This window comes from Leptolyngbya iicbica LK, from assembly GCF_004212215.1.
GTDB classification, from domain to species: Bacteria; Cyanobacteriota; Cyanobacteriia; order Phormidesmidales; family Phormidesmidaceae; genus Halomicronema; species Halomicronema iicbica.
Genome location: NZ_QVFV01000002.1, coordinates 416,913 through 439,587, shown reverse-complemented (window position 1 = coordinate 439,587; position 22,675 = coordinate 416,913). Strand labels below are relative to the sequence as shown.

The following is a 22,675-nucleotide window of genomic DNA, read 5'->3' as shown; positions in this document are numbered from 1 at the left end:
ACACGCCGTTGCTTCAAGCGCCCAATTCGATAGTCTGGATAACGGAATAAATATTGCATGAGGCCTGAAACCGCCACAAATACCCAGGAACCCTCTCTTCCAAGATGCACCAAGGCTGTCAAGAAGTAACGCCACTTCTTGATATTCGTTTGCAAATTGTAGCCAACCCTTCTGAAACCGAAGGCATCTGGTCTAAATGTTGAAGAGGCCCCAAATCACCGGGCAAGGCACAACGCCACCAAATAAACACGTTAATATGAATAAGACTGTAAACTTTTGTGACGTGGGTTGGCTATGACTTCTCTGGATCTGCAACAAATTGCTCACCAACTAGAGAGCGAAAGTTCTAAAGACCGCATGTTGGCACTAGCCATGTTGCGCGACGTGGACGCAACGACGGCTGCCCCCCTCGTGCGCAAAGTGATTTACGACAGCAACTTGCAAGTGCGCTCCATGGCCGTATTTGCCATGGGGCTCAAGCCCGACGCCGAAACGTTCGATATTTTGGTCAAGTTGGTGGAGACGGATCCCGACTATGGCATTCGTGCCGATGCGGCTGGGGCCTTGGGCTACCTGGAAGATCCTCGCGCGTTCGAAACTCTGGTGCGCGCCTTTTACGAAGATACAGACTGGCTAGTACGATTCAGCGCGGCGGTGTCGCTGGGCAACCTCAAAGATCCCCGCGCTCACGATGTTTTGGTCGAAGCGTTGCGAAGTGAAGAGGTCGTGATTCAGCAGGCGGCGATCGCGGCCATTGGCGAAGTGGGTGATACCGACGCCGTGGAACAGATTTTGGAATTTGCCCAGGCTGAAGATTGGCTGGTGCGTCAGCGCTTGGCAGAAGCACTGGGACATCTGCCTTCGCCCAAAACCGAATCCGCCCTGCGTTTTTTAGAAAAAGATGCTCATCCTCAAGTCGCTGAAGCTGCACGCATCTCTTTACAGCGGTTGAGCGATCGCGCCTAAAATGTCCTTTGGGAGTGAATACCTCCCCTCAGCTAACCTGGATTGCTGAGGCTTGATATGCCGCAACCTTGGGCATTGTCGAGTTTTCTAGGGACCACGCAGATACCCCAACCGCTCGCTTCCGGTTTGCGTTGACACACGGTTCAGCCATGGCACAGCACGATTTACTGGAAGGTCGGTTGGTCCAACTGCTGGCCTAGCTCTAACTGCTAGCTGCCGAAAATTTTAGTTTTGTAGCATCTTGCCTGACCTGGGACAGCCGAGACGGCTGTCCACACTTAGATTCAGTTCTCATGCTTTAGGCGTCTGGACTCTCGGCACCTACCTGCGGATTGCCATAAATTCTGCTGTCAATTCTTTGGCCACGACATGCTATAGCAGTCCACAGTCAGGTACCAACAGGCAAGGGGCTTAAGCCCCGTATCTGTTTAGCGGGGCTTGAGATCCCCCGCTGTCGCTGCCCCCTTGCCAAGGGGGCTCAGAATATTCCGGCTCGAAGTCCCCTTGGCAAGGGGGATTTAAGGGGATCAGTAACAGTCTGACGCTAAACAGATACTAAGCCCCTTGTTCCGCAGCATGGAGATGTACGGAGCTATCTACGCGGCGCTATAAAAGCAAGGCGACCCGTTCGTTTGAACAAGTCGCCCAGAAAATGTGGGAAATAGGCAACACAATCGCGTTGCAGCAACCAACGCTATATACGCACCTTTCTTTAGGACTTCGGCGAGCCGCGGCAAGCGCAATTCTTAACTGTTAAGCGCCTTGGCGGAGTTTGTCGAGGACGCTCTGGTCTTCCATGGTGGTGGCATCGCCCACAATATCTTCGCCGCTAGCGAGGTTGCGGAGGAAGCGACGGATGATTTTGCCTGATCGCGTCTTGGGCAGCGAGTCCGCAAAGCGAATGTCAGCGGGCCGAGCGATGATCCCAATTTCCTTGATGACGTGCTGCTTCAACTCGTCTTTTAACTCGTCGCTCGGTTGATGATGACTTTCAAGGGTGACGAAGGCAAACACCTCTTCCCCAGTAATTTCATTTTTACGACCGACCACCGCCGCTTCTGCCACAGCGGGATGCGACACCAGCGCCGACTCAATTTCCATCGTGCCGAGGCGGTGACCAGAGACGCTGAGCACATCATCCACGCGGCCCATCACCCAAAAGTAGCCGTCCTCGTCCCGACGGGCTCCATCTCCCGCAAAGTACAGATACTGGCCATCCTTGGGGGGAATGTGCTCCCAATAGGTGCGGCGGAAGCGTTCTTCGTTGCCGTAGACCGTGCGCATCATGCTGGGCCAGGGATGCTTGATGACGAGATAGCCTCCTTCGTTGTCGCCCACCGGGTTGCCATCCAGATCCACCACATCGGCGATGATGCCGGGGAAAGGCTTCGTGGCAGAACCGGGCTTGGTTGGGGTCGCTCCGGGCAGTGGCGTCAGCATAAACCCGCCGGTTTCTGTTTGCCACCAGGTATCGACAATCGGGCAGTTGCCGCCGCCGATCACCTGCTGATACCACACCCAGGCTTCGGGGTTAATCGGTTCGCCCACGGTGCCGAGAATGCGGAGGGAGGACAGGTCGCGGGCTTTCGGTTCGGCCTCGCCCATTTTCATGAAGGCGCGGATGGCCGTCGGGGCTGTGTAGAAGATGTTGACGCCGTATTTTTCCACCACATCCCAAAAGCAGCCAGGGTTAGAGGGACGGGGCACCCCTTCATACATCAGGCTAGTCGCGCCGTTGGATAGCGGCCCATAGACAATGTAGCTGTGGCCTGTAATCCAGCCCACGTCAGCGGTACACCAGTACACGTCCGTGTCTTTGTGGTCAAAAGTCCACTGAAAGGTCATGTGGGTGTAGAGGTTGTAACCACCCGTGGTGTGGACGACGCCCTTCGGCTTGCCTGTAGTACCGCTGGTGTAGAGGATGAACAGCATGTCTTCAGCGTCCATCTCTTCGGCGGGGCAGTTACCCGACGCGGTGGGTTGTAGGTCATGCCACCAGTGGTCGCGGCCTGCCACCATGGGGACGCCTGATTTGGTCCGCTCAACTACGAGCACATTTTCTACGCTGGGGACGGCGTTGTTTTCTAACGCCTGATCGACCGCGGCCTTAAGGGGAATCACCTTGTCTTTGCGGAAGCCGCCGTCAGCTGTGATCACGAGCTTGGCTTCGGCATCGTTGAGGCGATCGCGCAACGCATCGGCGCTAAAGCCGCCAAACACGACAGTGTGGGGAGCCCCAATGCGGGCACAGGCCAGCATCGCGATCGCCGCTTCGGGAATCATCGGCATGTAGAGCCCAACGCGATCGCCCTTCTTCACCCCCAAATCTTTCAGCACATTCGCCATCTGACACACTTCCCGATGCAGTTCGGCATAGGTCAGCGTGCGCGAGTCGCCCGGTTCCCCTTCCCAAATCAACGCGGCTTTGTTGCGTCGCCAGGTCGTCAGGTGTCGATCTAAACAGTTGTAAGAAATATTGAGCTTGCCGCCGCTAAACCACTTGGCAAAAGGGGGTTGCCAATCTAAGACGGTGTCCCATTTTTTGAACCAGTGGAGTTCTTGTTCTGCAAGTTCGGCCCAAAAACCAGCCGGATCGGCCGCCGCTTTGTCATAGAGCGCTTGATACTCAGCCATGCTTTTAATGCGAGCATCGGCAGCAAAGTCGGCAGGGGGCTCAAATAGGCGCTTTTCGTTGAGAATCGATTCGATCGTCGGTTGAGACATAACGGTGATGAAAGACTGCGAAGGGTTGAGACTTGGTGCTAAAACCAGTGTTCTGCATTTCAAACCATACTGTGTTTCTCGACACAGCCAAATCGGTCTTTGCAATTTTGTTAACTTCGGTCAGGCACTGCCACAGCTCGAACGGGAGGATGTTGTCGCCTCGCGGCAATCCCTTTGCTCTTGGCTCAGTCATCGGTTGGCTGCGAGACAGTTGGCATCGAGGCCGCTCTGGTTAGAACCCCAAAACCGAAATAGAACGGACTATTCGCCCACAACGAGGAGAAAATCGGGCAGCGAGGGCGTCTAATCAGGCAACCATTATCGGCTAAGGGTGGGGCAAGAGCACCGCTGGGGCTGTACCCTCTATGGAGCGATCGCAACGCGGATCTTATTTCGCTACTCTCATTCATGGGGTAGCTCGCTTTAGGGGCGTGGTGGGTTTTCGCGCATCGCCAACTAACCGAGTAAGCCGCACCCAATAGTTTCATTCTTCGTGCTCGACGATGCGAGTTGTCCCGGTTCCCTGTTATTAGTTTCGTTTTTCCATTTAGATTTAGATCATGGCGCAAGACCGCACCCCGACTCCCCCAAAGCTGACTCCGCCCCTGCCTCAGAACCCCCTCTGGCGTTGGCTCATTGCCCCAATGTTGCTGGTCTCTCTAGGCTTGCATGGTCTGATCTTGTTTATTCCTACCGGGCCAGCGGAAGAGGAGTTGTTGCCGCCTCCCGATCCTGAGGAAGATGGGGTGGCCGTGATTAAAATTGATCCCCCTTCGGCAAGCCCCACTGCGACTAGCGCCAACCCTGGAACAGTTAAAACCGCTCGACCCAGCACTGCTTCTCCACCCCCTGCTAGGTCAACGGCACGCTCCGCTGCTCCGGCCCCGCGAAATCCTCCCAGGGTGAATCGCCGCCCGAGCGATCGCCCGTCTCCCAATCCAAACAGTGCTGATAATGCTGGCTTAGTCGCCCCTATTCCTGAGCTAGACAATGCCGATCAGACGACTGATCCGAATCCTCAATCGCCATCCGCTGAGGGGCGGGCCACGAGTGACATCGGTCGTCGGCCCCCCGATCGCACTGACGAGGTCACGGCTGCCGAGCCGCCCCCCTTTGACAACTACATCGAGATTTTCAAAACCTATACTGGGGTGCAGCTATCTGAGACCGATGCCAATGAGGCACAAGCAAATTGGCTGCAAGTATTGAGCGATCGCGCCCCCAACCTGGCCGACCTGACGATTCGACCGCTCAAAATCTTCGAGCCTCTGCCTTACGCCGCCAATATTTGTTTGCCCAGTCCTCCAGACGCCGCCCGCATCCTGGTCTTCATCGATGCTGAGGGTACCCCTGAGATGTATCAGCCCTTTGTACAGCGGACGAAATATCGCGCCTTTGATAATGCCGCCGAAGACCGAGTGCGGCAATATGACTTTCCTGATGTCGACGAACCGCGAGCCTATCGAGTCGAAGTTGACGTCAATTACGATGAGACCGACTGTGACTGGCCGCCAGCGGTTGACCGCCTACCCGACGACTATTTCACCGTGCTGGAAAGCTATGTCGGGCCAGCCCTCACCACGTCCCGAGGAGCTGACGAGACGAAAGCAGCCTGGCTGCAAACCCTGCGTGAGTCAGGCGCGATCGACTTGCCTGAGGGGGACGATCTGGATCTCCCGAAATGGGAAGGATTTATCCCCGATGTGTCATATCCGCTCGACATTTGTTTGCCCGTAGACCCAAAAGATCAAGTCGAGGTGGGCGTCTTAGTGCTACCTGACGGCACCTTGAGCGCTGAGCCCGTAACACTCCGCTCGACTGGCTATCAATACTTTGACGATCGCGCCCGCGATCTAGTCAAAACTGTCGCGTTTACCCCTTCAGACACGCCACAGATCTTGGTGGTCGAGGTGCCCGTTGCCTATAACGCTGACGACTGCCAACCACTGGAGTCAGAGACCTTTGAGCTACCGTCAGCCGATACCCGTGACCAACGAACCCCTGTGGCAAGACCGCCTAGTGAACCAGACACCAATGCCGCGATCGCCTTTGACCCGGCACTACAAACCGATCTCTTGGAAAATGGCCGACAGCAGGTAGAAGCTTCGCCGGTCGGGACATTGAATCAGCAATTGGCGCTAGCCGCCGCCTCGCTAGCCAGCGGATGGCCTGCAGATATTGAGCAAAGTTGCTTTCTTGCAGATATCACGGCTGAGTCATTTCAGCCGGTTGAAACCGCCGCCGATGCGCTCATCTTGTCTGAAGATGCCAGCCAAGCCCCGGCCACGCTGTCACGGTTATATGAAACGGAAGCGGCTGATGCCGGAGACTACTGTGGTGCGCCGCTCATTCAAATGTCACGCAGCGGTGCACCGCAACTCTTTGCCTCCGTGATTCCCTTAAGTAACGAAGAGGCCAGTGTCCTGGTTGTTTTTTGGTCTGCTGATCCCCAGGCGCAATAGTGGGTTGATCCCAATCACTTGCAAATTACTTGTTGTTCAAAGTCCGTCAGCGGGCGATAGCCGCGATAACCGCAGAGAAAGCTGAGTAGACTGAGGCACAACACCATCCACAAGGGATGTCGGCGTCCCCGCCAGTGGCGCTCATCAGGGATTTGTTTTAATTGCTCTATGAGAGACAGGGGCTGATGTGATTGATACGAATCAGGCCATCCTCATTTTTCTTCGTGGGTGTGAAACCACCCTGCTCTCCTATTTGGGAGAGCAGGACTGTTGGCGCAGCCTGCCCAGAGGGCTTGGGGGTGAGGGCCGAGATATGTGGATTAATAGCCCCTATCCGCCTGAACGCAGGCTGTCGATTTTCCGTACAAAGAGATCGCTGAGGATCGTAATCACGCGGCGTTTGCGCAGCTTGATATTCGCCGTCACCGACATGCCCGATTGCAGCGGCAGCGCTTCGCCCAACAGTTGATCTTGCAGCTCGATCTCCGCCGGGAATCGATAGTAGGGATTCACATCGTCGGGGGGCAACGCATCAGAGCCAATGTGGACAATTTCGCCTTCGACATCGCCAAACTCGCTAAAGGGGAACGAATCGATGCGCACATCCACCATCAGCGGCTCTTCGGAATCCTGAAATCGCTGAGTCACAAAGCCAATGTCGCGATTCGTGATGAAGACCCGCGCCACCAGTGTGTCATTGGGCACAATTTCCAGAATTGGCTCGGTGGCATTGGCTACATAACCCGGTTGGTTTGCCCTCAGGTTAAAGACCTGCCCGTCCAGAGGTGCCCGCAGTTCCTGATTCTCTAGGGCAAACTCGAGCTGGCTAATTTGTCCGCCAATTTCCTCGAGCTGCTTTTCGTTATCCACCACCACTTTAGTGAGTTGGCTGTCGATGTTGGCGATTTGGTTATCGTTGGCCGCAATGCGTTCCAGCAGGTCTTCATTCGACACGACTTGGGTGCGCAGCAGCTCTTCTTGGGCCTGGTCGATCGCTAACATTAGTCGCTGCTGTTCTTCGCGCAGACTATTCACCTCAGTTTCGCGATTATTCACCTCTTGCTGCTGTCGCAATCCTTGCAGTTCCGAAATGCCCCCTTGAGCCACCAAGGGTTCAATACGGTCATAAATTTCCTGTTCCACTGAGAGCGACTGCACGGCATTCGCCAATTGCGTAGAAACCTGGTCAAGCTGTTTATTCAGCTGCTCAACTTCAAGCTGATTAATGGCAATTTGCGAATCCAGCCCCCCCAGGGTCGTTGCCACTCGTTCCCGCTGCCGGGGAGATAGGTTGGCCGCATTCAAGTCGCCCCGCAAAATGGCGCGATACAGTTCGTTCTCTTCCACTAGGGCCACGCGGTTACTGGTCAGGCGGGCGATCTCGGGGGAAACGGTGACCGGCGCGCCCTCTAGCTCCGGTGCGGCGCTGAGCTGAGAACGGTAATACTGATTTTCTTCGCGGAGACGCGATCGAATATCCTGCAAGGCTTCCAGCTGGGCGCGGGTCGCCTTGGGGTCGAGGGTGACCAATACCGTACCCTGCTCTACTGACTCCCCTTCATTGACGTGAATCTCGGCCACCACTCCACCGACAGGAGCCTGCACGGGTTGCACGACCCCTTCCGGCTCTAGCTTGCCCTGGGCCGGAATCGCCTCCTCAATTTTGGCCAGACAGGCCCAGGCCACGGTACTCACGCTCACCGCTACAATGCCCCACACGACATAGCGCGCCCAGCGAGGCGACTGTCGCAAGATGACCGATCGCTCAAACCCCGAAGTCGGCGGAGTGGGGGGAGCCGAAGGCGGAGTCGGCGGCATATGTCCATTGCCGTTACCGTTGCCATTGTGCCCATTCTGGAGAGTGCCGTTGGGTGTCACGTGCGATCCGGAAGTCATGGTTCAGCCTCTTAGGAATCTGAGCGAAAACAAGCGCGGCAGCAGGTGCCGCTAATCAGGCTAGCGTTTTAAAGGCCTATTCAGGGGTGTGAATCTGTTGTTGATACAAGGTGTAATAACGTCCCCGCAGCGCCATCAGTTCTTCGTGGGTACCCTGCTCGACCGCCGCACCGCGATCCATCACCAAAATCGTGTCAGAGTCCTGAATGGTGCTTAAACGGTGGGTAATGAAAAACACCGTGCGGTCCTCAGCCCAAGTTTTCAGGTTGTTACACACCTGCTTTTCAGTGTCGTAGTCGAGGGCGCTGGTGGCTTCGTCCAAAATCAACAGCCGGGGATTGTGGAGAATCGTGCGGGCGATCGCAATGCGCTGGCGCTGCCCCCCCGACAACGACGCGCCCCGTTCACCCACGCGGGTGTTGTAGCCCAACGGCAAATCCATAATAAAGTCGTGGGCTCCCGCAATCCGGGCCGCCATGATGATGGCCTCGTCGTCCGCCTCGGGGCGGGTGAGCGAGATATTTTCTTGAATGCTGCCCTCAAACAAGAGGCTGTCTTGGGGCACGATGCCCACCTGTTGCCGCAGGGAATACAACTCCACCTTGCCGATATCGTACTTGTCGATCAGAATGCGACCCGATTCGACTTCATACAGGCGCGGCAGCAGCTTCATCAAGGTACTTTTGCCGGAACCGCTTTGGCCCACAATGCCGACAAACTGCCCTGCCGGAAACTCCAAATTAATGTTGACCAACTGCAAGGGGCCAGACGGCGCAAACCGAAATGCCACATTTTCGTAGGTGACCTGCCCCTGAATATCCGGCATCTGAATCTGGTTGCGACCCTGGTCTTCGGCCTCGCAGGGATGATCCAAAATGTCGCTCAAGCGTTCCAAGGACAGGGCCGTCTCTTGGAAGTTTTGCCAGAGCTGAGCCAGGCGCAAAATCGGCGCAGTCACATAGCCCGAAATAATCCGGAAGGCGATCAGCTGACCCAGGCTCAGTTCCCCTTGCAGCACCAGATATGCCCCGACCCAGAGCACCAGCAGCGCCGACAACTTGTTCAAGAAGTTGCTGGCGGCTCCGGCAGTGGTCGAGGTCAGCACCGTGTTGAAACCGGCGCTGACGTAGCTGGCGTAGCGCTCTTGCCATTGCCAACGGGTGCGCAACTCGATATTTTGCGCCTTCACGGTTTGAATGCCTGACAGCGCTTCCACCAAAAAGGACTGGGTCGAGGCATTGCGCTCGGCCTTCACCCGCAATTGCTTGCGCACAATGGGGGCGACCAACACCGTCAAAAAGACAAACAGGGGAATTGTCGCCAGCGCCACCAGAGTCAGCAGCCAGCTGTAGATGAACATAACGACGATGTACAGCACCGAGAACACGGCATCCAGCACCACTGTCAGCGCCGTGCCCGTCAAAAACTTGCGGATATTCTCCAGCTCGTTGACCCGACTGGACAATTCCCCGACGGGGCGTTTGTCAAAGTAACGCAGGGGCAGTCGCAGCAGGTGATCAATGATTTCGGAGCCCAGCGCCATGTCAATGCGGTTGGTCGTATCCACAAACAGATACGTTCGCAGGGCCGTGAGCACCGCCTCAAAGACGGCAATCACCAGCAAAAAGACGCCGAGCACTTGCAGGGTATCGGTGCTGTTTTGCACGATTACCTTGTCGATAATGACCTGCACCATCAACGGATTCGCCAGGCCGAAGAGCTGCACAAAGAAGGAGGCAATGAGCACCTCCACCAGTACCCAGCGATACTTTTTCAACGAGGGGATAAACCAGTTCAGGCCAAAGCGCTCTTGGGGCGTTTCGCGGGTTTTTTCTAAGAGGACGACTTCGCCTTCGTCGCCCCAGGTTTCGGCAAACTCGATGGGCGATCGCTGAATGATCCCCAAGTCGGGTACCGCCAGCACGCGGGCCTTGGCATTGGTTTCATACAGAATGGCGTAGCCCTCTTCCCAGCTAATCAGCGCGGGGGTGGGCAGGCGGCTGATGGCGCTGACCGGCACCTGGGTCATCTGGGTGCGGAGGCCCATAAATTCCGCTACTTTGCCCGCCAGGGGCAGGGAGAGTTGACCCAAGCGATCGCGCTGATTGGTCAAAATCCGACGAATGATGTCCCGGCGAAAGGGCATGCCAAAGTACTGGCTCACCATCTCCATGCAGGCCAACATGCCTTCGATTTCGCCCCGGCCCCGCACAAAGGGATATTCTGCCGCCGCGTCGGAGGTCTCTGGTTCCGGCTCCGGCAAATGCTCCGGCGCGTAGGGAATCGCCGCGGGCTCAGCTGCACTCACGCCGCCCGCCGCCTCAGTCCCTGGCGGCAGAGCCGCTGGCGACAACACGGGGATATCGGGGAGTCCGACCAGTCGCGCCCCCTGAGGACTGATCACGTCTAACTCATTGCCCGCCCACTCTAAATTGAGCTGGCTGCCCATCGGTTGGTTGATGATGGTGCCGCTGCTGACAAACCAGGTGTAATTTTCCTGTTGAGGCAGGTTTAGCGGTCGCTTGCCATAGGGCAAATAGTGCACCACGCCCGCCTGCTGAGCCTGCTTGGACAACTGGGCCAAGTCGCCCACGTCCTCAGCTTGATCGTTGATCTGGCGCGCCAAGAGGTCAAAGACTTCAGCTAAATACAGCTGCTCGCGAATGGCCGTGGCAAACTCGGGATATTGATCCAGCGTTTGCTGAAAGACCGCCATAGAAAACTGACAGCCCACTACCTCTGAAGAGGCGATCGCCGTCTCACAGGGCTGGCCCCGTAACAGTCCCACAATGCCCAACAGGGAGCCCCGCCCCAGGAGCTGCAATGTCGCGGGCTTGTCAGTGCGGGGATCTTCGCCCAGGAGTCGTGCTTGCCCATCGGTGATCAGCACTAGCTGCGGCAACGCCTCGGGTCGCACAATCGGTTGGCCAATGCGATACCGCAAGAGTTGGCCGCTCTGGGCCAAGTTCGCGATCGCTGCCCCCGGCAATTGGTCAAAGGGCGCCACCCCCGAGAGAATTCGTTGCAGGGACTGAGAAGTTACCGTCATACCCTTGCTATCAATAAGTTTGCTGTCGAATAAAAAGCCGTCGCAGTCCAGATTACCCAGACCACAGTCAATTCATCCCGACCCTCAAGAAAATACATAATGCGCTTTCGAGAGGTCACCGGGCATTTCACTCACCCGCCGAGGGCTGACCCGCCGAGCCCTAACCCTGAGCCCCAGATCGCCTCATGCCGCTCAGTTTATGCAAAATTTGTCTCAGTCTAGTGCAAGCTTTTTAATTTCTTCGCTTGTGCTAGGGATTTTTTGCAAACGTAAACTTTTACTCCGGCATCCGAGCCACCACCACGGCCAGGGTCACTAAACGAGCAGGTCTGACCGCCCAAACCGTTGGTAGTTGGCGATTCTGGCCTTCTCCATCGGACTTCTCTGGGCGCGATTACCCCGATCGCCCATGTGACTTTGAGAATTCGCGGTCTAGATGCGATCGCAAGCATTATCCTTAGTGCAGTCCAAGCGTGATCACACAGAGAGGAGTGACCCCCAGGTGGAGAGCGTCCGACCAGCTCGCATACTTTTACGAGTCATTGACAGCTCGCTGAATATGGTGGAGCGCGATCGGGCCGTGCAGGAATTTTGGCGTGCCTTGCCGCAATATGACATGAGCCCCGGCGAGCGCATTAAAGCCTTGCGAATTTCCCAAGACGGGGACACCCTGTACGGTCTCGACATTCGTCTGCCTGAGCCCGAGCGCGTCGCCACCTGGCTGGAATGCATCAGCACTTGTCTAGAAGACTTAGGCGTGAGTGACTTGCTGCCGGTCGACCACGTCACCATTCGCCTGACTTGCACCATCGAGCACGTCACCACTCAAGTTGAAACCGCCTCTAGTGAAGTCGTCTTGAGTCTCTTGCCCGCCGTCAATATGCTGTTGCCAGATCGGCAACTGTTCCAGGCCCGAGCCGCTCTTTATGCCCGGCATGACGGCGAATTCTCCCCGATTGAAGAGGAAAATCTGGAACTGCTGCGGCAGCAATTGCAGCTCGATCCCGCAACTGCCGAACAGATCAAACTCGATGCCCTCGGCCCCTACCGCGATCGACAAACCAAGCTCGATCGCTATCGCGAACTTCTCTGCTACGAGCTCGATCGCCAGATGCCTTTGAGCGCCCATACGCAAACTGAACTGGCCCGCTTTTGTGAAGCGATGGGCCTGTCTGCCAACGACGATGAAATTGCCACCATCAGCATCGAAGAAATCGCGAAGCGCCAACCGGCTGAAGACCCTACTCCCCCCGCCGATGAATCGGCGGAGTCGCCAGAGACCGCTCCTAAGCAGCCAGAAACTCCGTCGCCGCAACAGCTGCTCGCCCTCCAACAACAGCGGGAAGAAGAGTATCGACGAGAATTTGCCGGGGCGATCGCCCGCTCCCCTTACCCCAGCGAGTTTGACCGAGGCCGCTTAGAGCAAGCCCGCCGCAATTGGCAGCTCGATCGTGAACGGGTGCGGGCGATCGAACGTGAGGCCACCGATGAACGCTATGGCCCCATCGATTCTGCCCTGGGCCTGGATTACACCCGGCTGCGGCAACTCCTGTGGCTCAACCATTGGGAAGCAGCGGATCAAGAAACCGAACGCCTGCTGTTGTCAGCCCTGAGCCATGACATGCGTCCCCTCTCGGCTGAGACCTTACTGAGCTTGAGTCAATACTGCGTCGATGTGAACACAATTGATCAGCTATGGGCGCGCTACAGTCAAAACAAGTTTGGCTTTGCCGCGCAGCATCGCATCTATGCCGATCACGATCGCCAACCTGGCGAATTTTTGACCGCCGTCGAATGGATCGAAAGTGTCGGTATCGGCAATGTCAGTCTCCTCGTCCGCCGCAAAGCCTATCGCCATCTGCAGTTTCACCTCCAGGCCCCTCCGGGACATTTGCCCACCTGGCGCTGGGCCGCCAACAGTCTTGAAGGTGACTACGTTGTCAGCGAAGACATCATTCCCCAAATCTTCAATGACGTGATCGAACACTGCCTGCCCCACCTCAAAAAATCTGGCAGTAGCTCCCCCCCAGCGGAAGAAGGTGACGAGCCATCATGATGACCACCGACATCCAAGACGGTTTGCAAGAGCTGGATAGCTTGTTGAGCCACGCTGACTGGCAACTCGCCGATGAGGTAACCTTCCAAATCATGCTGGCGGTGAGCGATCGCCGCGATGCAGGCTGGCTCGATCAAAGCGCGATCGCCAACTTTCCCTGCGCCACTCTGCATCAACTCGACCAGCGTTGGCTGTTTTACAGCAGCGGTCGCTTTGGTTTCAGCACTCAACTCCACATTTATCGCGAAGCCGCTGAGCGCTCCAGCTTTGAATTTAGCCGTCAGGCCGGGTGGGTGATGAATCTGTGGCAACCCATCGGCTTTTTCAACTTTTACCACTGGTTAAATTTTTCCCTAGACGCCCCGCAGGGCCATTTACCAGCCCTCTGGTTTTGGGAAATGCCCTGGTATCGCTCTTGGCTGATTGGGGGCTTTGGCACCGGGCGCGGCGGTGGCTTTGGCGATCCGAGCTTATTCGACGCGCTCATGCTGCGGTTAGAACGATGCCAATCCATTTAGGCTGATGAACCTGCTTCACTGTCTGGGTCAGCCAGCCTCTGCAAGTTCGTCAAAAGCTCCAAAATAATTGCCCAGGAATGGAATTTAGTGTAAGTGTGGACAGCCGTCTCGGCTGTTCAAGAGCAGGTCAACTGCCTGCCTGCCAAGACTTGGATGGTAACTCCTGATTCCCTGGCCAACTCAAGAGCGCTAATTGATGCTTCGCCTGGGTCTCGTCAAACCATTATCCCAAACAAAAAATCATTCCCCTAATTGGCCAAAAGTTCAGCCGTCTTGCCCCCATCGTCTGCTATATTTATTAACCGTGCAGAGGGGCGATTAGCTCAGTTGGTAGAGCGCCTGCCTTACAAGCAGGATGTCACTGGTTCGAGTCCAGTATCGCCCATTCCCTTATTGTCAGTTAACGCTCGATCTGTTGTTGACTAGGCAGGTTCATAAATACTGCAATATTGCCGGAGTTTCTAGTCGGCTAGCAGACCAAGCTGGCGTTTGGCGATCGCGCTCTTGTTGCCAGCGCGCTAAAAAAGGCTGACGGGTGATGAGCTCAGCCCCGAGATGGCGCTTATAGGGCAGGTCCATGCCCAGATCCCAAAAGGCAAATCCACTCTGGGCTAACAGCTGTCCGAGCAGTGCCAGCTGCACTGAGCCCGTACCGTTTTGGCGATGGAACCCGGCCAGACTGGTATAGATGGCCCCCGTGCTGTAACCGACCTCGCCAGCGACCAACTTCTCACCGTTGTAAACTTCGATGGAATGTAGGGCCACGTTGTGTTCCGGATGCTGGTGCAGCTGAATGAACGCCGCACACAAAGGCTCAATCAACCAGGTTGGGGTGTGATGGTGAGCGATCGCGGCCAAACAAGTCGTGAAATTTTGGTTGATGCTGAACGTCAGCTCCCGAGCATACCGCTTGAGCTTGCGCGAAAGATGGAGATTCGCAAAGTCGAGTACGCAGCGCTCTTGGTGAGACTTGATGAGGAGCACGGGTAACTCAGCGACCGCTTCGCCCATGGGCAAATAGCCGTGATAGCAAGCGGCGGCGATAAAAGTGGGCGTAAAATCAGTCGCCAGACAAAATTCCCCTTCGGAGGTCAGCAACTGCGGCACTTGAGCGAGTTGAGAGCGATCGCCAATGAATGGATAGTGAGCCATCAGCCATTGCAAAATGGCGCGCTTGCGATTGTCGTGCATAGAAAATAACGCTGCGATGCCCCCGGCCCAACTACCTTAGCCTTTGTTCTCCGTGCCCGCAGGTGTATTTAGCCAACACCGAAACCAACTCAGCGTGGTTGATTGGCTTACTCAGATAGTCTTGCATCCCTGCTGCCAGACAGCGATCGCGGTCTTGGGGCTGCGCTAACGCCGTCGTCGCCACAATCGGAATCCCCTGCCACTGGGGCTGTTGACGAATTTGTTGCGTCAGGTCTAGGCCGCTGAGCCCCGGCAGTTGCACATCCATCAGGACCAAAGCCGGGTCATGCCCCTCGAGCCAGGTGAGGGCCTCCTGACCATTGGCACAGTGATAAACCTGGTAGCCCCAATGGGTCAGCATGTGCTGCAACAGCAGCGCATTATTAGGATTATCTTCCACTACAAGAATCGGTTGTGCTGTCGACGGCATGGGCGGCTGCAACAACTCCTGCTCTGATAAAGTTGCCTCTTGCACAGCGTGGTGTCCATCCCGCAAGGTCGCGTTGCGGCAGTTAATCGGCAGGTTTAGCGTAAACTCACTGCCCTGATTAGGGCGCGACTTAACCGTCACATCACCGCCATGCAGGCGCGTCAGTTTTTGGGTGAGCGCAAGGCCCAGTCCGGTACCCTCATAGTGCTTCGACAACGGATTTTCGAGCTGTTGGAAAGGCTGAAAGAGAGACGATAACTGCTCTTCAGAAATGCCGATACCTTCATCCCACACGGTGAGGTGCATTTGCTCTGCTGCTTGGCTCACCCGAATGCCGATCGCCCGGCCCTTAGGGGTAAATTTGATGGCATTCGAGAGCAAATTCAGCAGCATTTGCCGCACTCGAATCTCGTCTGCCACCAGCATGGGCAGATCAGCGGGCACCTCACACTCAATCTTGAGCGCCTTCATACCGGCCTGAGTTTCGACCATTTTGACCACGTCATGGCACAGGCTGCCCAGGTGAATCTCAGAAATATTGAGATCCATCTGTCCCGCTTCGACCTTGGAGAGATCGAGCACTTCGTTGATCAAACTCAGCAAATGCTCACCACTTTGATGAATCTGATCCACATAAAGCTGCTGACGTTCATTGAGATCGCCATACACCAATTGACTCAGCAGCTTCGAAAAGCCCAAAATCGAGGTCATCGGCGTCCGCAACTCGTGGGACATGTTGGCTAAAAATTCAGATTTCAACCGATTAGCCCGAGCCAGCTCCAGATTTTTTGCCGCCAGCTCGGCTTCAATCCGCTCTTGCTGAGTAATGTCGCGCAAAATAATGCTGACCGATGTGAGCGTTTGGTTATCCTCGCCGTACACCGGACTAATGGAGATAAACGCACTGAAGGGAGTCCCATCGTAGCGCTGACAGACAATCTGCCCACTCCAGCCGGGGCCGTTAGCTTGATCCAAGATCCAGTCAACTTGATCAGATTTTGGGAAAAAATTGGCGATATTCGTCCCCGTGAGGCGCGAAACGGGCCAGTTAAATAGCCGCTGAGTGGCCAGGTTCGCGTATTGAATGTTGCCCTTTAAGTCTGAAATGATGGCGCTGTCGTGAGCCGAATCCAGCGCTTTGGAAAACATCTTGAGTTGAGCTTCAAAGCGCTTGCGCTCGGTAATATCGCGACCAATGCCCAAAGCGCCCACCAGTCGCCCCGAGCGATACAGCAACCGACCATTCACTTCGATAAAAACGCGATCGCCGCTTTTGGTGAGCACGGCAAACTCATAGTCGCGCAGTTCGCCTGATTTCAGCAGTTGCGCGAAGACTTCAAATGTCTTGCCCCGATACTCTGGGGCCACAATTTCCAGATAAGAATGACCAACGACTTCGTCATAATCCTGCGCGCCGATAAGCTTGAGCCCGTAAGAGTTGACGAAAGTAAATTTGCCCGTCAGATCGAGGGTGTAAACAATGTCGGAAGCAGCTTCTACATAGGTGCGAAAAAGACTATCTGACTCAGAATTCAAAGTTTTAGCTTTCTGGTCAGAGGAAACCCTGGGCGTTTTAGCGCTGGTCATGGTGTAGGTTGTGTTCCAATGTGCAGATCAGCAGTGCGGTGTCCCCAATGGCGTCAACCAGCAGATTTACGGATGGGCAACCCTGACTGCCTATTGGAACTTTTCACAACTAACGATGAAAGATCAGGGATATTCCGTAAAGAAGCCGATCAAAATAGTCAAGTGCTCCTCATTGAGCGTATCGGTTTAGACCGACAAGTCACAGTAAGCTGTGAAAATACGCAACAAACTGAGCTGATAATGCACCCTTCTTTCTATAGATTGTGTCATTCCTTCAGAAAAATGGCACATATTTAAAGCGGTTGGTGAAATGCCTGCGATCAGCCTGACAACGGGTACATCAAGCGCTTGATTAGAACCACGACTGGACGTATTCTCGCCGCATTCGCGCGATCGCATCAATTGAAATGCCTTTGGGACAGACGGCTTCGCATTCCCCATGGTTCGAGCAATCGCCAAAGTCTTCGGCGGCCATCTGTTGAGTCATCGCCTGTACCCGCTGCTGGCGCTCGACTTGGCCCTGGGGTAAGAGGGAGAGGTGCGCAATTTTAGCCGCTGTGAACAATGAAGCCGACGCATTGGGGCAGGCTGCCACGCAAGCCCCACAGCCAATGCAAGTGGCATAGTCAAAGGCTAAATCGGCGTTGGCTTTGGCAATGGGGAGGCTGTTAGCCTCAGGCGCCGATCCCGTTTTGACGGAAACATAGCCGCCTGCCGTGATGATGCGGTCTAAGGCAGAGCGATCGACGACTAAATCTTTGATCACAGGAAACGCTCGGGCGCGCCAGGGTTCAATCGTGATCGTGTCACCGTCTTGAAAGTGGCGCAAATATAGCTGACAAGTTGCCGTTTGGGCTTGTGAGCCGTGGGCCTGACCGTTGATCATCATGCCGCAGGAACCACAGATGCCCTCGCGACAGTCATGATCAAACTCAACCGGAGACTCGCCCTGGGCGATGAGTTGCTCGTTCAGCACATCCAGCAGTTCTAAAAAAGACATGTCGGGATGAGCGTCGTCAACGGCGTATTGAGCAAAACGGCCCGTGTCTTCAGGGCTCGACTGACGCCAAACTTTGAGGGTGAGTTTCATGGAATCGGCCAACGGAACGCTGCTTTCCTTTTAGTGTAGAAAGGAGTCAGCAATTTACCCAGCCTTGGGGGCAAAACGTTGTGTTTGGCATGAGTGATTCCCATCCCCGTCGATATCGATGGCTGCGCTATGGCTTAGCGATTGTCGGCGCGATCGCCTTTGCCGTGACCAGTTTTGCTTTGCCAGTTCAGGCCCGTAACTGCTACGACCGGGAGGCTCACACCATTTGTCTAGAGCGGGTGCAGCGGAGCGCTAAATACCATTGGCGCTACCGGGTGCAAGCGACGGTTGACGGGCAGCCGCAACCCCTCACCCGCTACGATTGCCGCGATCGCACCCGCACCCCGCTCAAAGGGGCGCACAAAGGTCAACCCCAAAAGTTCACCTCAGCAGATATCGGCGATCAACTTTGCACCCTCGTCAACCGTTAAGTCAGATGTGAGCAGACGCGATCAGCCAGGTCAGCGCTTTGCAGACCGCACTGCTCTCAGTCGCTTGTGAAGTATGTGTTTAGCGTCAAGTTGCGACTGATCCCCCTAAATCGTAAATTTTGGCAACCAGGACAGCGATCGCGCGACCAGAGCAGCAAGTTGAGTTAGGGTTGTGGGCAAGCTTGGAGTGTATTTTGGTCGGGTGACTCTATATGGATTTGCTTAAGGTTGGCGATCGCGTGTTGCAGTCAGAGGAACTGGTGCCGCTACTCAGCAAAACCAATCTGCTGTCGCGGGTCATTCAAGAAGTGATTATTGATGATGCGATCGCGGATGTCGAACTCACCGAAGACGAAATCCAGGCGGCCGAGGCCGAGTTTTGTCAGCGCAACCAGATCAGCAATCCCGAAGAGGCCAATGCCTGGGCCAAGCAGCAGTACGGCACGTCTGACCTGATTCGCACCACGGCGATTCGCGATCGGCAGTTGGCCAAATTCAAACAGCAGCAATTTGGCAAAGATCTGGAATCTTACTTTCTCCAGCGCAAAAGTCGCCTCGATCGCGTCCTGTATTCCCTGATTCGCACCAGTCAACTGGGCCTCGCCCAAGAGCTTTACTACCGCATTCATGACGATGGTCAGCCCTTTGCCGACCTGGCCAAAGAATATTCCGAAGGCCAGGAATCGAAAACGGGCGGGTTAATCGGCCCGGTCGAACTGAGCGTGCCGAACCCCGCCCTGGCGGGGCTGCTCTCCGTAAGCAAGCCAGGGCAAATCTGGCCACCCAAACGCATTGGCGAATGGTACGTGGTGATTCGTCTGGAAAAGTTCTTCCCCGCCCAACTGGATGAACAAACTGAACAGCGCTTACTGGAAGAACTCTTTCAAAACTGGATGCGAGAGCAACTGCAGCAGTCTCCCGTGACCATTCCGACTGCCGATACGCTGACCGTGCCAGCTCAGGACGTGCCCCCAGAATTGGCGGCGTCGATTCCCCTTAATCGGGACGAAATCACCCCAGCAACGTCCCCAAAGGCAGACATCTCAGTAGCTCCAGACGCATCTGCTGCGGCCAATTCGCCGGATGACCCCTGGCAATAGTTGCCGCGCTGACTCTCCAGACGCGATTGCGGCCCAAGCCTCAACCCTACAACCTACCGTGAGAGGACGACTTTAACGGCGCCTCAGGACGCTGTAGCCAGTTGCCATCCATTGTCTTGCATAAAGCACACGTTCACCCCAGAACCAGGTGGGATTGCGTATGATTGACCCATCCGTTTCGACTCAATGAGCCTTTCTGTATTTAATCGCATCCGCCAATAGGGCACCCACGCTATGAGTCAGCCCAGCTTTAGCAGTTATCTCAAACTGATCAGCAGCCTGTTAAGGCATAAAGGCGTGTGGCTGCAAGAAGAATCGCAAGACCTCGCGCGACTCTGTCAGCTTTACGGCAAACAGCTCGCCCTAAGCCACGAAAACCGTAAGGTGTTATTGATGGCTGCCTATTGCAAAAACCTGGGGGCTCTTTACATCAATGACTATTTGTTAGAGCACGAGTTTCGCGATCATCGTCACATGATGGAGGCGCTCAGCCCGTGGTTTGTGGAAAGTGTGCGGATTGCCCGAGAAGCCGATTTAGATGAAGTCGCCACTATTTTGGAGCAGTATCACCAGCGCAAGGTGCCCCAAGACCAACTGGCGCGGATTTTTCAAGTCTTAAATACCTGGGTGGCTTGTCAACAAGAACGCGGTTGGCGACACCCCATGACCGAACGTGAGGCCCGCGTTATTCTCGAACAGCGGGCCCGGCTGAAATGGTCCGATCCGCTCATTGTTCGGCATTTCGTCCACTTTTTTGACCAATCGGGTGAGCAGTTTCGCCGCTCGCGGGCGACAACCACCGCTGTGGATTCTACGGTTAAGCCATCGGTCAACTAATCCAGCCGCATTGATGCCGGTCATGAGGCTCTAGCTCTGCTCCAATGCGCTACGAGTCGATGACCTGGAACCGCAGGGCCGATCGCTGTCGGGAAACCGTGCGCCGCTGTCTTTGCCTTCTAAAGCATTATTCACAAACGCCGTATTCACGCCATTGAGGCAACGTTTTTTGCAAAAAGGTTTCGGCCAGCTGGGTGGCGTAGGGCAAGAGATCTTCGCGCTTGGTGAGGGGTTTGCCCTGTTGGCTGAGTCCTTTGCCCAAAGCCAGTAGCCGTTCAACCAGAGCGGTTCCCAGTTCCGTTGCAGAACCTTGTGGCTGGTCAAAGGTGGCGGTGAGCAGCATTAAATCGACATCGCTGACGGTGACGACATGACCGAGTTTGCTGGCGATCGCAAACCGATAGGGCGCTCCATTAGCGGTGGCGATCGCGATCGCTCGATTCAGCGCCAGAGCGGGACCGCGATCGCTGGGCGGCCGGTAGAAACCAATGTGTCCTTCATTCAGCATGAACGACAACGCCTGCATCATATCCCCCAATCCCAAGGGCTGACTGGCGGGCACCTGCATCAGCTCCTGAGCCGTTTTGGGGCCAGTCGCGAGTTGGTCGTAGAACAAATTGTAAATTTCGGCTTTGCCCTTCAGCTCGCCAATAGAAGTTTTGAATTTGAGTTCGTCATCGGCAGGGGGGCGATTAAGCAACACAAAGGACTGCTGCAACATCGCCTGCTGCCGCTGGGCCGTCCACATCGGCGTCGCCCCGCGACTAAAGACATCGCGCCGAAAGCTTTGGTTAACCAGGGTATCGATCATCACCTCTTGCACGATGGGGTCGGTGTAGTCCTGCACAATGTCTTTGAACTTTTGCGGCATAAAGCTGCGCAAAAAGAGATCGCCCATGCTGGCCGTGCCCACGTAGGTGAGTTTAGCGGGCTTCACTTCTTCCACCACCTGGTCAAACCAGCGGGGATGCCAGTTGTCGTGCAAATATTCCTGCACCAGATAGGCGCGATCGTGTTTAGCCACCTTGTCCAGCATGGCTTTCATGCCGGGCAACATCCGCGTCATCCCCGTTTGGGCCTCGGTGAGTTTTTCTAAGCGCCGAATGCCCGTTTCGATCGCCTTCACCGACTCCAAGCTTTCAGTCGTTTGCCAAAGCCGCATCAAATGCTGAATCGGATGCGACGAAAACCAGGCGGGCAGAGCGTTATAGCTGAGATACACCAGCGCTCCGGCCCGCGATGCATGGTTCATCAATTGCACGATCGCGGCGCACACCTCTGGCTGCAGCCAGGAATAAATGCCGTGAGCGGTAATGTAGTCAAACTGTCCCCAGTCGGCGGGCCAGTCCGTTGCCAAAGCAGTGAAATCAGCCTCTTCAAACCGCACGTTGGTCAGCCCCGCCGCCGTCGCTAAATTCCGCGCGTGGCTAATGTGTACCGGGTTGAAATCAATCCCGAAAAAGTCATGCTCCGGATTGAGCGCCGCCAATAAGAGCAGCCCATAGCCTTGACCACAGCCCAATTCCAGGTAGCGCCAGTCCCCAGCGGGGGGCGTCACTAACTTGCTCAATGCCACAAAGTCGAGCCATTCTGGACTGATTTCGCGATAGTAACCAAAGGTGTAGCCAAGATCGGTGTTGTAGCCAGAAGACCAAGTAGACATTAATGCTCGATTCCATGATTTAGGTCACTCATAGTTATAGGCACGAATTTAAAAGCTGCAACCCCTTGCAACACAGGTTCAAAGTTGGCGCAAGTGGCGGAAGTCAGGGCGCACTTTGCCTGGGGGACGAGGGGGCAAGGGGAGCAGGGGGGATAGGGCGATCGCGCTTCATCCCTAAAAATTTTCATTCGGCACCATCGCCGCGCCGCCAAACGACCGCTGAATCCTGCCGTCCAGATTCACCAAAAAGAGCTGTAACGGTTACCCCACAGGCAATACAGACATCCAGATATTTCTGCGTGAAGGGGGAGGTTGCATGTTAAAATCTGTAGCAATTATGAGAACTGTGTTGAAGAGGTTATTGCGCCAATGGAAGCTGCTCTGCTGTTAGCCAAACTGCCTGAAGCTTATTCTTTGTTCGATCCTTTGGTAGATGTGTTGCCCGTAATCCCTGTGTTCTTTTTATTGCTGGCGTTTGTCTGGCAGGCAGCCGTGGGTTTTCGCTAAGGTCTAGCAATTCTCTTCAGAGAAAGACCCCATTTCATTCACTATGCACAACAGCGTCCCGCATTTTTGGGGCGCTGTTTTTTAATGAGTGTGTGGGCGGCGTATCAACCAGCGAGAACTGCTGGCCACCACCGACTGCAACAAACTGAAACCGAATTCTTATAGGAA

Annotated in this window: 16 protein-coding genes and 1 tRNA gene; 9 read left to right on the top strand and 8 right to left on the bottom strand. The window is 55.4% G+C overall.

The window, feature by feature from the left end; all coding sequences use genetic code 11:
* Nucleotides 1-294: 294 nt before the first annotated feature.
* Nucleotides 295-966 (top strand): HEAT repeat domain-containing protein, encoded by a 672-nt coding sequence (locus DYY88_RS09000; protein WP_039728386.1) that lies wholly within the window; start codon nucleotides 295-297, stop codon nucleotides 964-966.
* Nucleotides 967-1,719: 753 nt separating this feature from the next.
* On the opposite strand, the gene acs is transcribed toward DYY88_RS09000, so the two are convergent.
* Nucleotides 1,720-3,690, bottom strand: a complete 1,971-nt coding sequence (gene acs / locus DYY88_RS08995) for an acetate--CoA ligase (protein ID WP_039728387.1) — start codon at nucleotides 3,688-3,690, stop codon at nucleotides 1,720-1,722.
* Between the two features lie 560 nt (nucleotides 3,691-4,250).
* Between acs and DYY88_RS08990 the strand changes: the two genes are divergently transcribed.
* The gene (locus DYY88_RS08990) at nucleotides 4,251-6,152 is read left to right on the top strand and encodes a hypothetical protein (protein ID WP_044151344.1); all 1,902 of its coding nucleotides are present in this window, start codon (nucleotides 4,251-4,253) and stop codon (nucleotides 6,150-6,152) included.
* Between the two features lie 14 nt (nucleotides 6,153-6,166).
* Here DYY88_RS08990 and DYY88_RS25060 read toward each other — a convergent pair whose 3' ends face one another.
* The 3 genes from DYY88_RS25060 to DYY88_RS08975 form a co-directional block, all read right to left on the bottom strand.
* Nucleotides 6,167-6,322, bottom strand: coding sequence for a transposase family protein (locus DYY88_RS25060; protein WP_367889293.1), 156 nt, complete (start codon nucleotides 6,320-6,322; stop codon nucleotides 6,167-6,169).
* Between the two features lie 160 nt (nucleotides 6,323-6,482).
* Complete coding sequence (locus tag DYY88_RS08980; protein WP_039728389.1) at nucleotides 6,483-8,048, bottom strand: beta-barrel domain-containing protein; 1,566 nt, start codon at nucleotides 8,046-8,048, stop codon at nucleotides 6,483-6,485.
* A 76-nt stretch (nucleotides 8,049-8,124) separates the two neighbouring features.
* A complete protein-coding gene (locus DYY88_RS08975) occupies nucleotides 8,125-11,097 on the bottom strand; it encodes a type I secretion system permease/ATPase (protein ID WP_039728392.1) in 2,973 nt (990 codons plus the stop codon).
* Between the two features lie 559 nt (nucleotides 11,098-11,656).
* Between DYY88_RS08975 and DYY88_RS08970 the strand changes: the two genes are divergently transcribed.
* The 3 genes from DYY88_RS08970 to DYY88_RS08960 all read left to right on the top strand — a co-directional run bounded on the left by DYY88_RS08970 (nucleotide 11,657) and on the right by DYY88_RS08960 (nucleotide 14,056).
* Nucleotides 11,657-13,153, top strand: a complete 1,497-nt coding sequence (locus tag DYY88_RS08970; protein WP_052288561.1) for a GUN4 domain-containing protein — start codon at nucleotides 11,657-11,659, stop codon at nucleotides 13,151-13,153.
* Nucleotides 13,150-13,671, top strand: a complete 522-nt coding sequence (locus DYY88_RS08965) for a GUN4 domain-containing protein (protein ID WP_084607136.1) — start codon at nucleotides 13,150-13,152, stop codon at nucleotides 13,669-13,671. Before DYY88_RS08970 ends, DYY88_RS08965 begins: the two co-directional genes overlap by 4 nt.
* Nucleotides 13,672-13,983: 312 nt before the next feature.
* Nucleotides 13,984-14,056 (top strand) — tRNA-Val (locus DYY88_RS08960).
* 47 nt (nucleotides 14,057-14,103) lie between these two features.
* Here the strand turns inward: DYY88_RS08960 and DYY88_RS08955 are convergent.
* The 3 genes from DYY88_RS08955 to DYY88_RS08945 form a co-directional block, all read right to left on the bottom strand.
* Nucleotides 14,104-14,862: a leucyl/phenylalanyl-tRNA--protein transferase gene (locus DYY88_RS08955; RefSeq protein ID WP_039728395.1), complete on the bottom strand. Its 759-nt coding sequence runs from the start codon at nucleotides 14,860-14,862 to the stop codon at nucleotides 14,104-14,106.
* A gap of 31 nt (nucleotides 14,863-14,893) precedes the next feature.
* Nucleotides 14,894-16,879, bottom strand: a complete 1,986-nt coding sequence (locus tag DYY88_RS08950; RefSeq protein ID WP_063776196.1) for a PAS domain S-box protein — start codon at nucleotides 16,877-16,879, stop codon at nucleotides 14,894-14,896.
* Nucleotides 16,880-17,231: 352 nt separating this feature from the next.
* Nucleotides 17,232-17,969, bottom strand: a complete 738-nt coding sequence (locus DYY88_RS08945; RefSeq protein ID WP_039728396.1) for a succinate dehydrogenase/fumarate reductase iron-sulfur subunit — start codon at nucleotides 17,967-17,969, stop codon at nucleotides 17,232-17,234.
* Between the two features lie 89 nt (nucleotides 17,970-18,058).
* Here DYY88_RS08945 and DYY88_RS08940 point away from each other — a divergent pair, with 89 nt between their 5' ends.
* The 3 genes from DYY88_RS08940 (at nucleotide 18,059) to DYY88_RS08930 (ending at nucleotide 20,337) form a co-directional block, all read left to right on the top strand.
* Nucleotides 18,059-18,400 carry a hypothetical protein gene (locus tag DYY88_RS08940; RefSeq protein WP_052288563.1) on the top strand — a complete coding sequence of 114 codons (342 nt, stop codon included), beginning with the start codon at nucleotides 18,059-18,061 and terminating at the stop codon, nucleotides 18,398-18,400.
* A gap of 212 nt (nucleotides 18,401-18,612) precedes the next feature.
* Nucleotides 18,613-19,500 carry a peptidylprolyl isomerase gene (locus DYY88_RS08935; protein WP_063776197.1) on the top strand — a complete coding sequence of 296 codons (888 nt, stop codon included), beginning with the start codon at nucleotides 18,613-18,615 and terminating at the stop codon, nucleotides 19,498-19,500.
* A 234-nt stretch (nucleotides 19,501-19,734) separates the two neighbouring features.
* On the top strand, nucleotides 19,735-20,337 hold the full coding sequence (locus DYY88_RS08930; protein WP_039728398.1) for a hypothetical protein: 603 nt from the start codon (nucleotides 19,735-19,737) through the stop codon (nucleotides 20,335-20,337).
* A gap of 127 nt (nucleotides 20,338-20,464) precedes the next feature.
* Here DYY88_RS08930 and DYY88_RS08925 read toward each other — a convergent pair whose 3' ends face one another.
* On the bottom strand, nucleotides 20,465-22,000 hold the full coding sequence (locus tag DYY88_RS08925; protein ID WP_039728399.1) for a class I SAM-dependent methyltransferase: 1,536 nt from the start codon (nucleotides 21,998-22,000) through the stop codon (nucleotides 20,465-20,467).
* Nucleotides 22,001-22,369: 369 nt separating this feature from the next.
* Between DYY88_RS08925 and DYY88_RS08920 the strand changes: the two genes are divergently transcribed.
* Complete coding sequence (locus tag DYY88_RS08920) at nucleotides 22,370-22,507, top strand: photosystem II reaction center protein K (RefSeq protein ID WP_039728401.1); 138 nt, start codon at nucleotides 22,370-22,372, stop codon at nucleotides 22,505-22,507.
* The last annotated feature ends 168 nt before the right edge of the window (nucleotides 22,508-22,675 follow it).

What these genes read in the sequence shown, in the direction of transcription:
- DYY88_RS09000 (WP_039728386.1), top strand. Translation starts at nt 295, where the DNA reads ATGACTTCTCTGGATCTGCAACAAATTGCTCACCAACTAGAGAGCGAA.
- acs (WP_039728387.1), bottom strand. Translation starts at nt 3,690, where the DNA reads ATGTCTCAACCGACGATCGAATCGATTCTCAACGAAAAGCGCCTATTT.
- DYY88_RS08990 (WP_044151344.1), top strand. Translation starts at nt 4,251, where the DNA reads ATGGCGCAAGACCGCACCCCGACTCCCCCAAAGCTGACTCCGCCCCTG.
- DYY88_RS08980 (WP_039728389.1), bottom strand. Translation starts at nt 8,048, where the DNA reads ATGACTTCCGGATCGCACGTGACACCCAACGGCACTCTCCAGAATGGG.
- DYY88_RS08975 (WP_039728392.1), bottom strand. Translation starts at nt 11,097, where the DNA reads ATGACGGTAACTTCTCAGTCCCTGCAACGAATTCTCTCGGGGGTGGCG.
- DYY88_RS08970 (WP_052288561.1), top strand. Translation starts at nt 11,657, where the DNA reads ATGGTGGAGCGCGATCGGGCCGTGCAGGAATTTTGGCGTGCCTTGCCG.
- DYY88_RS08965 (WP_084607136.1), top strand. Translation starts at nt 13,150, where the DNA reads ATGATGACCACCGACATCCAAGACGGTTTGCAAGAGCTGGATAGCTTG.
- DYY88_RS08955 (WP_039728395.1), bottom strand. Translation starts at nt 14,862, where the DNA reads ATGCACGACAATCGCAAGCGCGCCATTTTGCAATGGCTGATGGCTCAC.
- DYY88_RS08950 (WP_063776196.1), bottom strand. Translation starts at nt 16,879, where the DNA reads ATGACCAGCGCTAAAACGCCCAGGGTTTCCTCTGACCAGAAAGCTAAA.
- DYY88_RS08945 (WP_039728396.1), bottom strand. Translation starts at nt 17,969, where the DNA reads ATGAAACTCACCCTCAAAGTTTGGCGTCAGTCGAGCCCTGAAGACACG.
- DYY88_RS08940 (WP_052288563.1), top strand. Translation starts at nt 18,059, where the DNA reads ATGAGTGATTCCCATCCCCGTCGATATCGATGGCTGCGCTATGGCTTA.
- DYY88_RS08935 (WP_063776197.1), top strand. Translation starts at nt 18,613, where the DNA reads ATGGATTTGCTTAAGGTTGGCGATCGCGTGTTGCAGTCAGAGGAACTG.
- DYY88_RS08930 (WP_039728398.1), top strand. Translation starts at nt 19,735, where the DNA reads ATGAGTCAGCCCAGCTTTAGCAGTTATCTCAAACTGATCAGCAGCCTG.
- DYY88_RS08925 (WP_039728399.1), bottom strand. Translation starts at nt 22,000, where the DNA reads ATGTCTACTTGGTCTTCTGGCTACAACACCGATCTTGGCTACACCTTT.
- DYY88_RS08920 (WP_039728401.1), top strand. Translation starts at nt 22,370, where the DNA reads ATGGAAGCTGCTCTGCTGTTAGCCAAACTGCCTGAAGCTTATTCTTTG.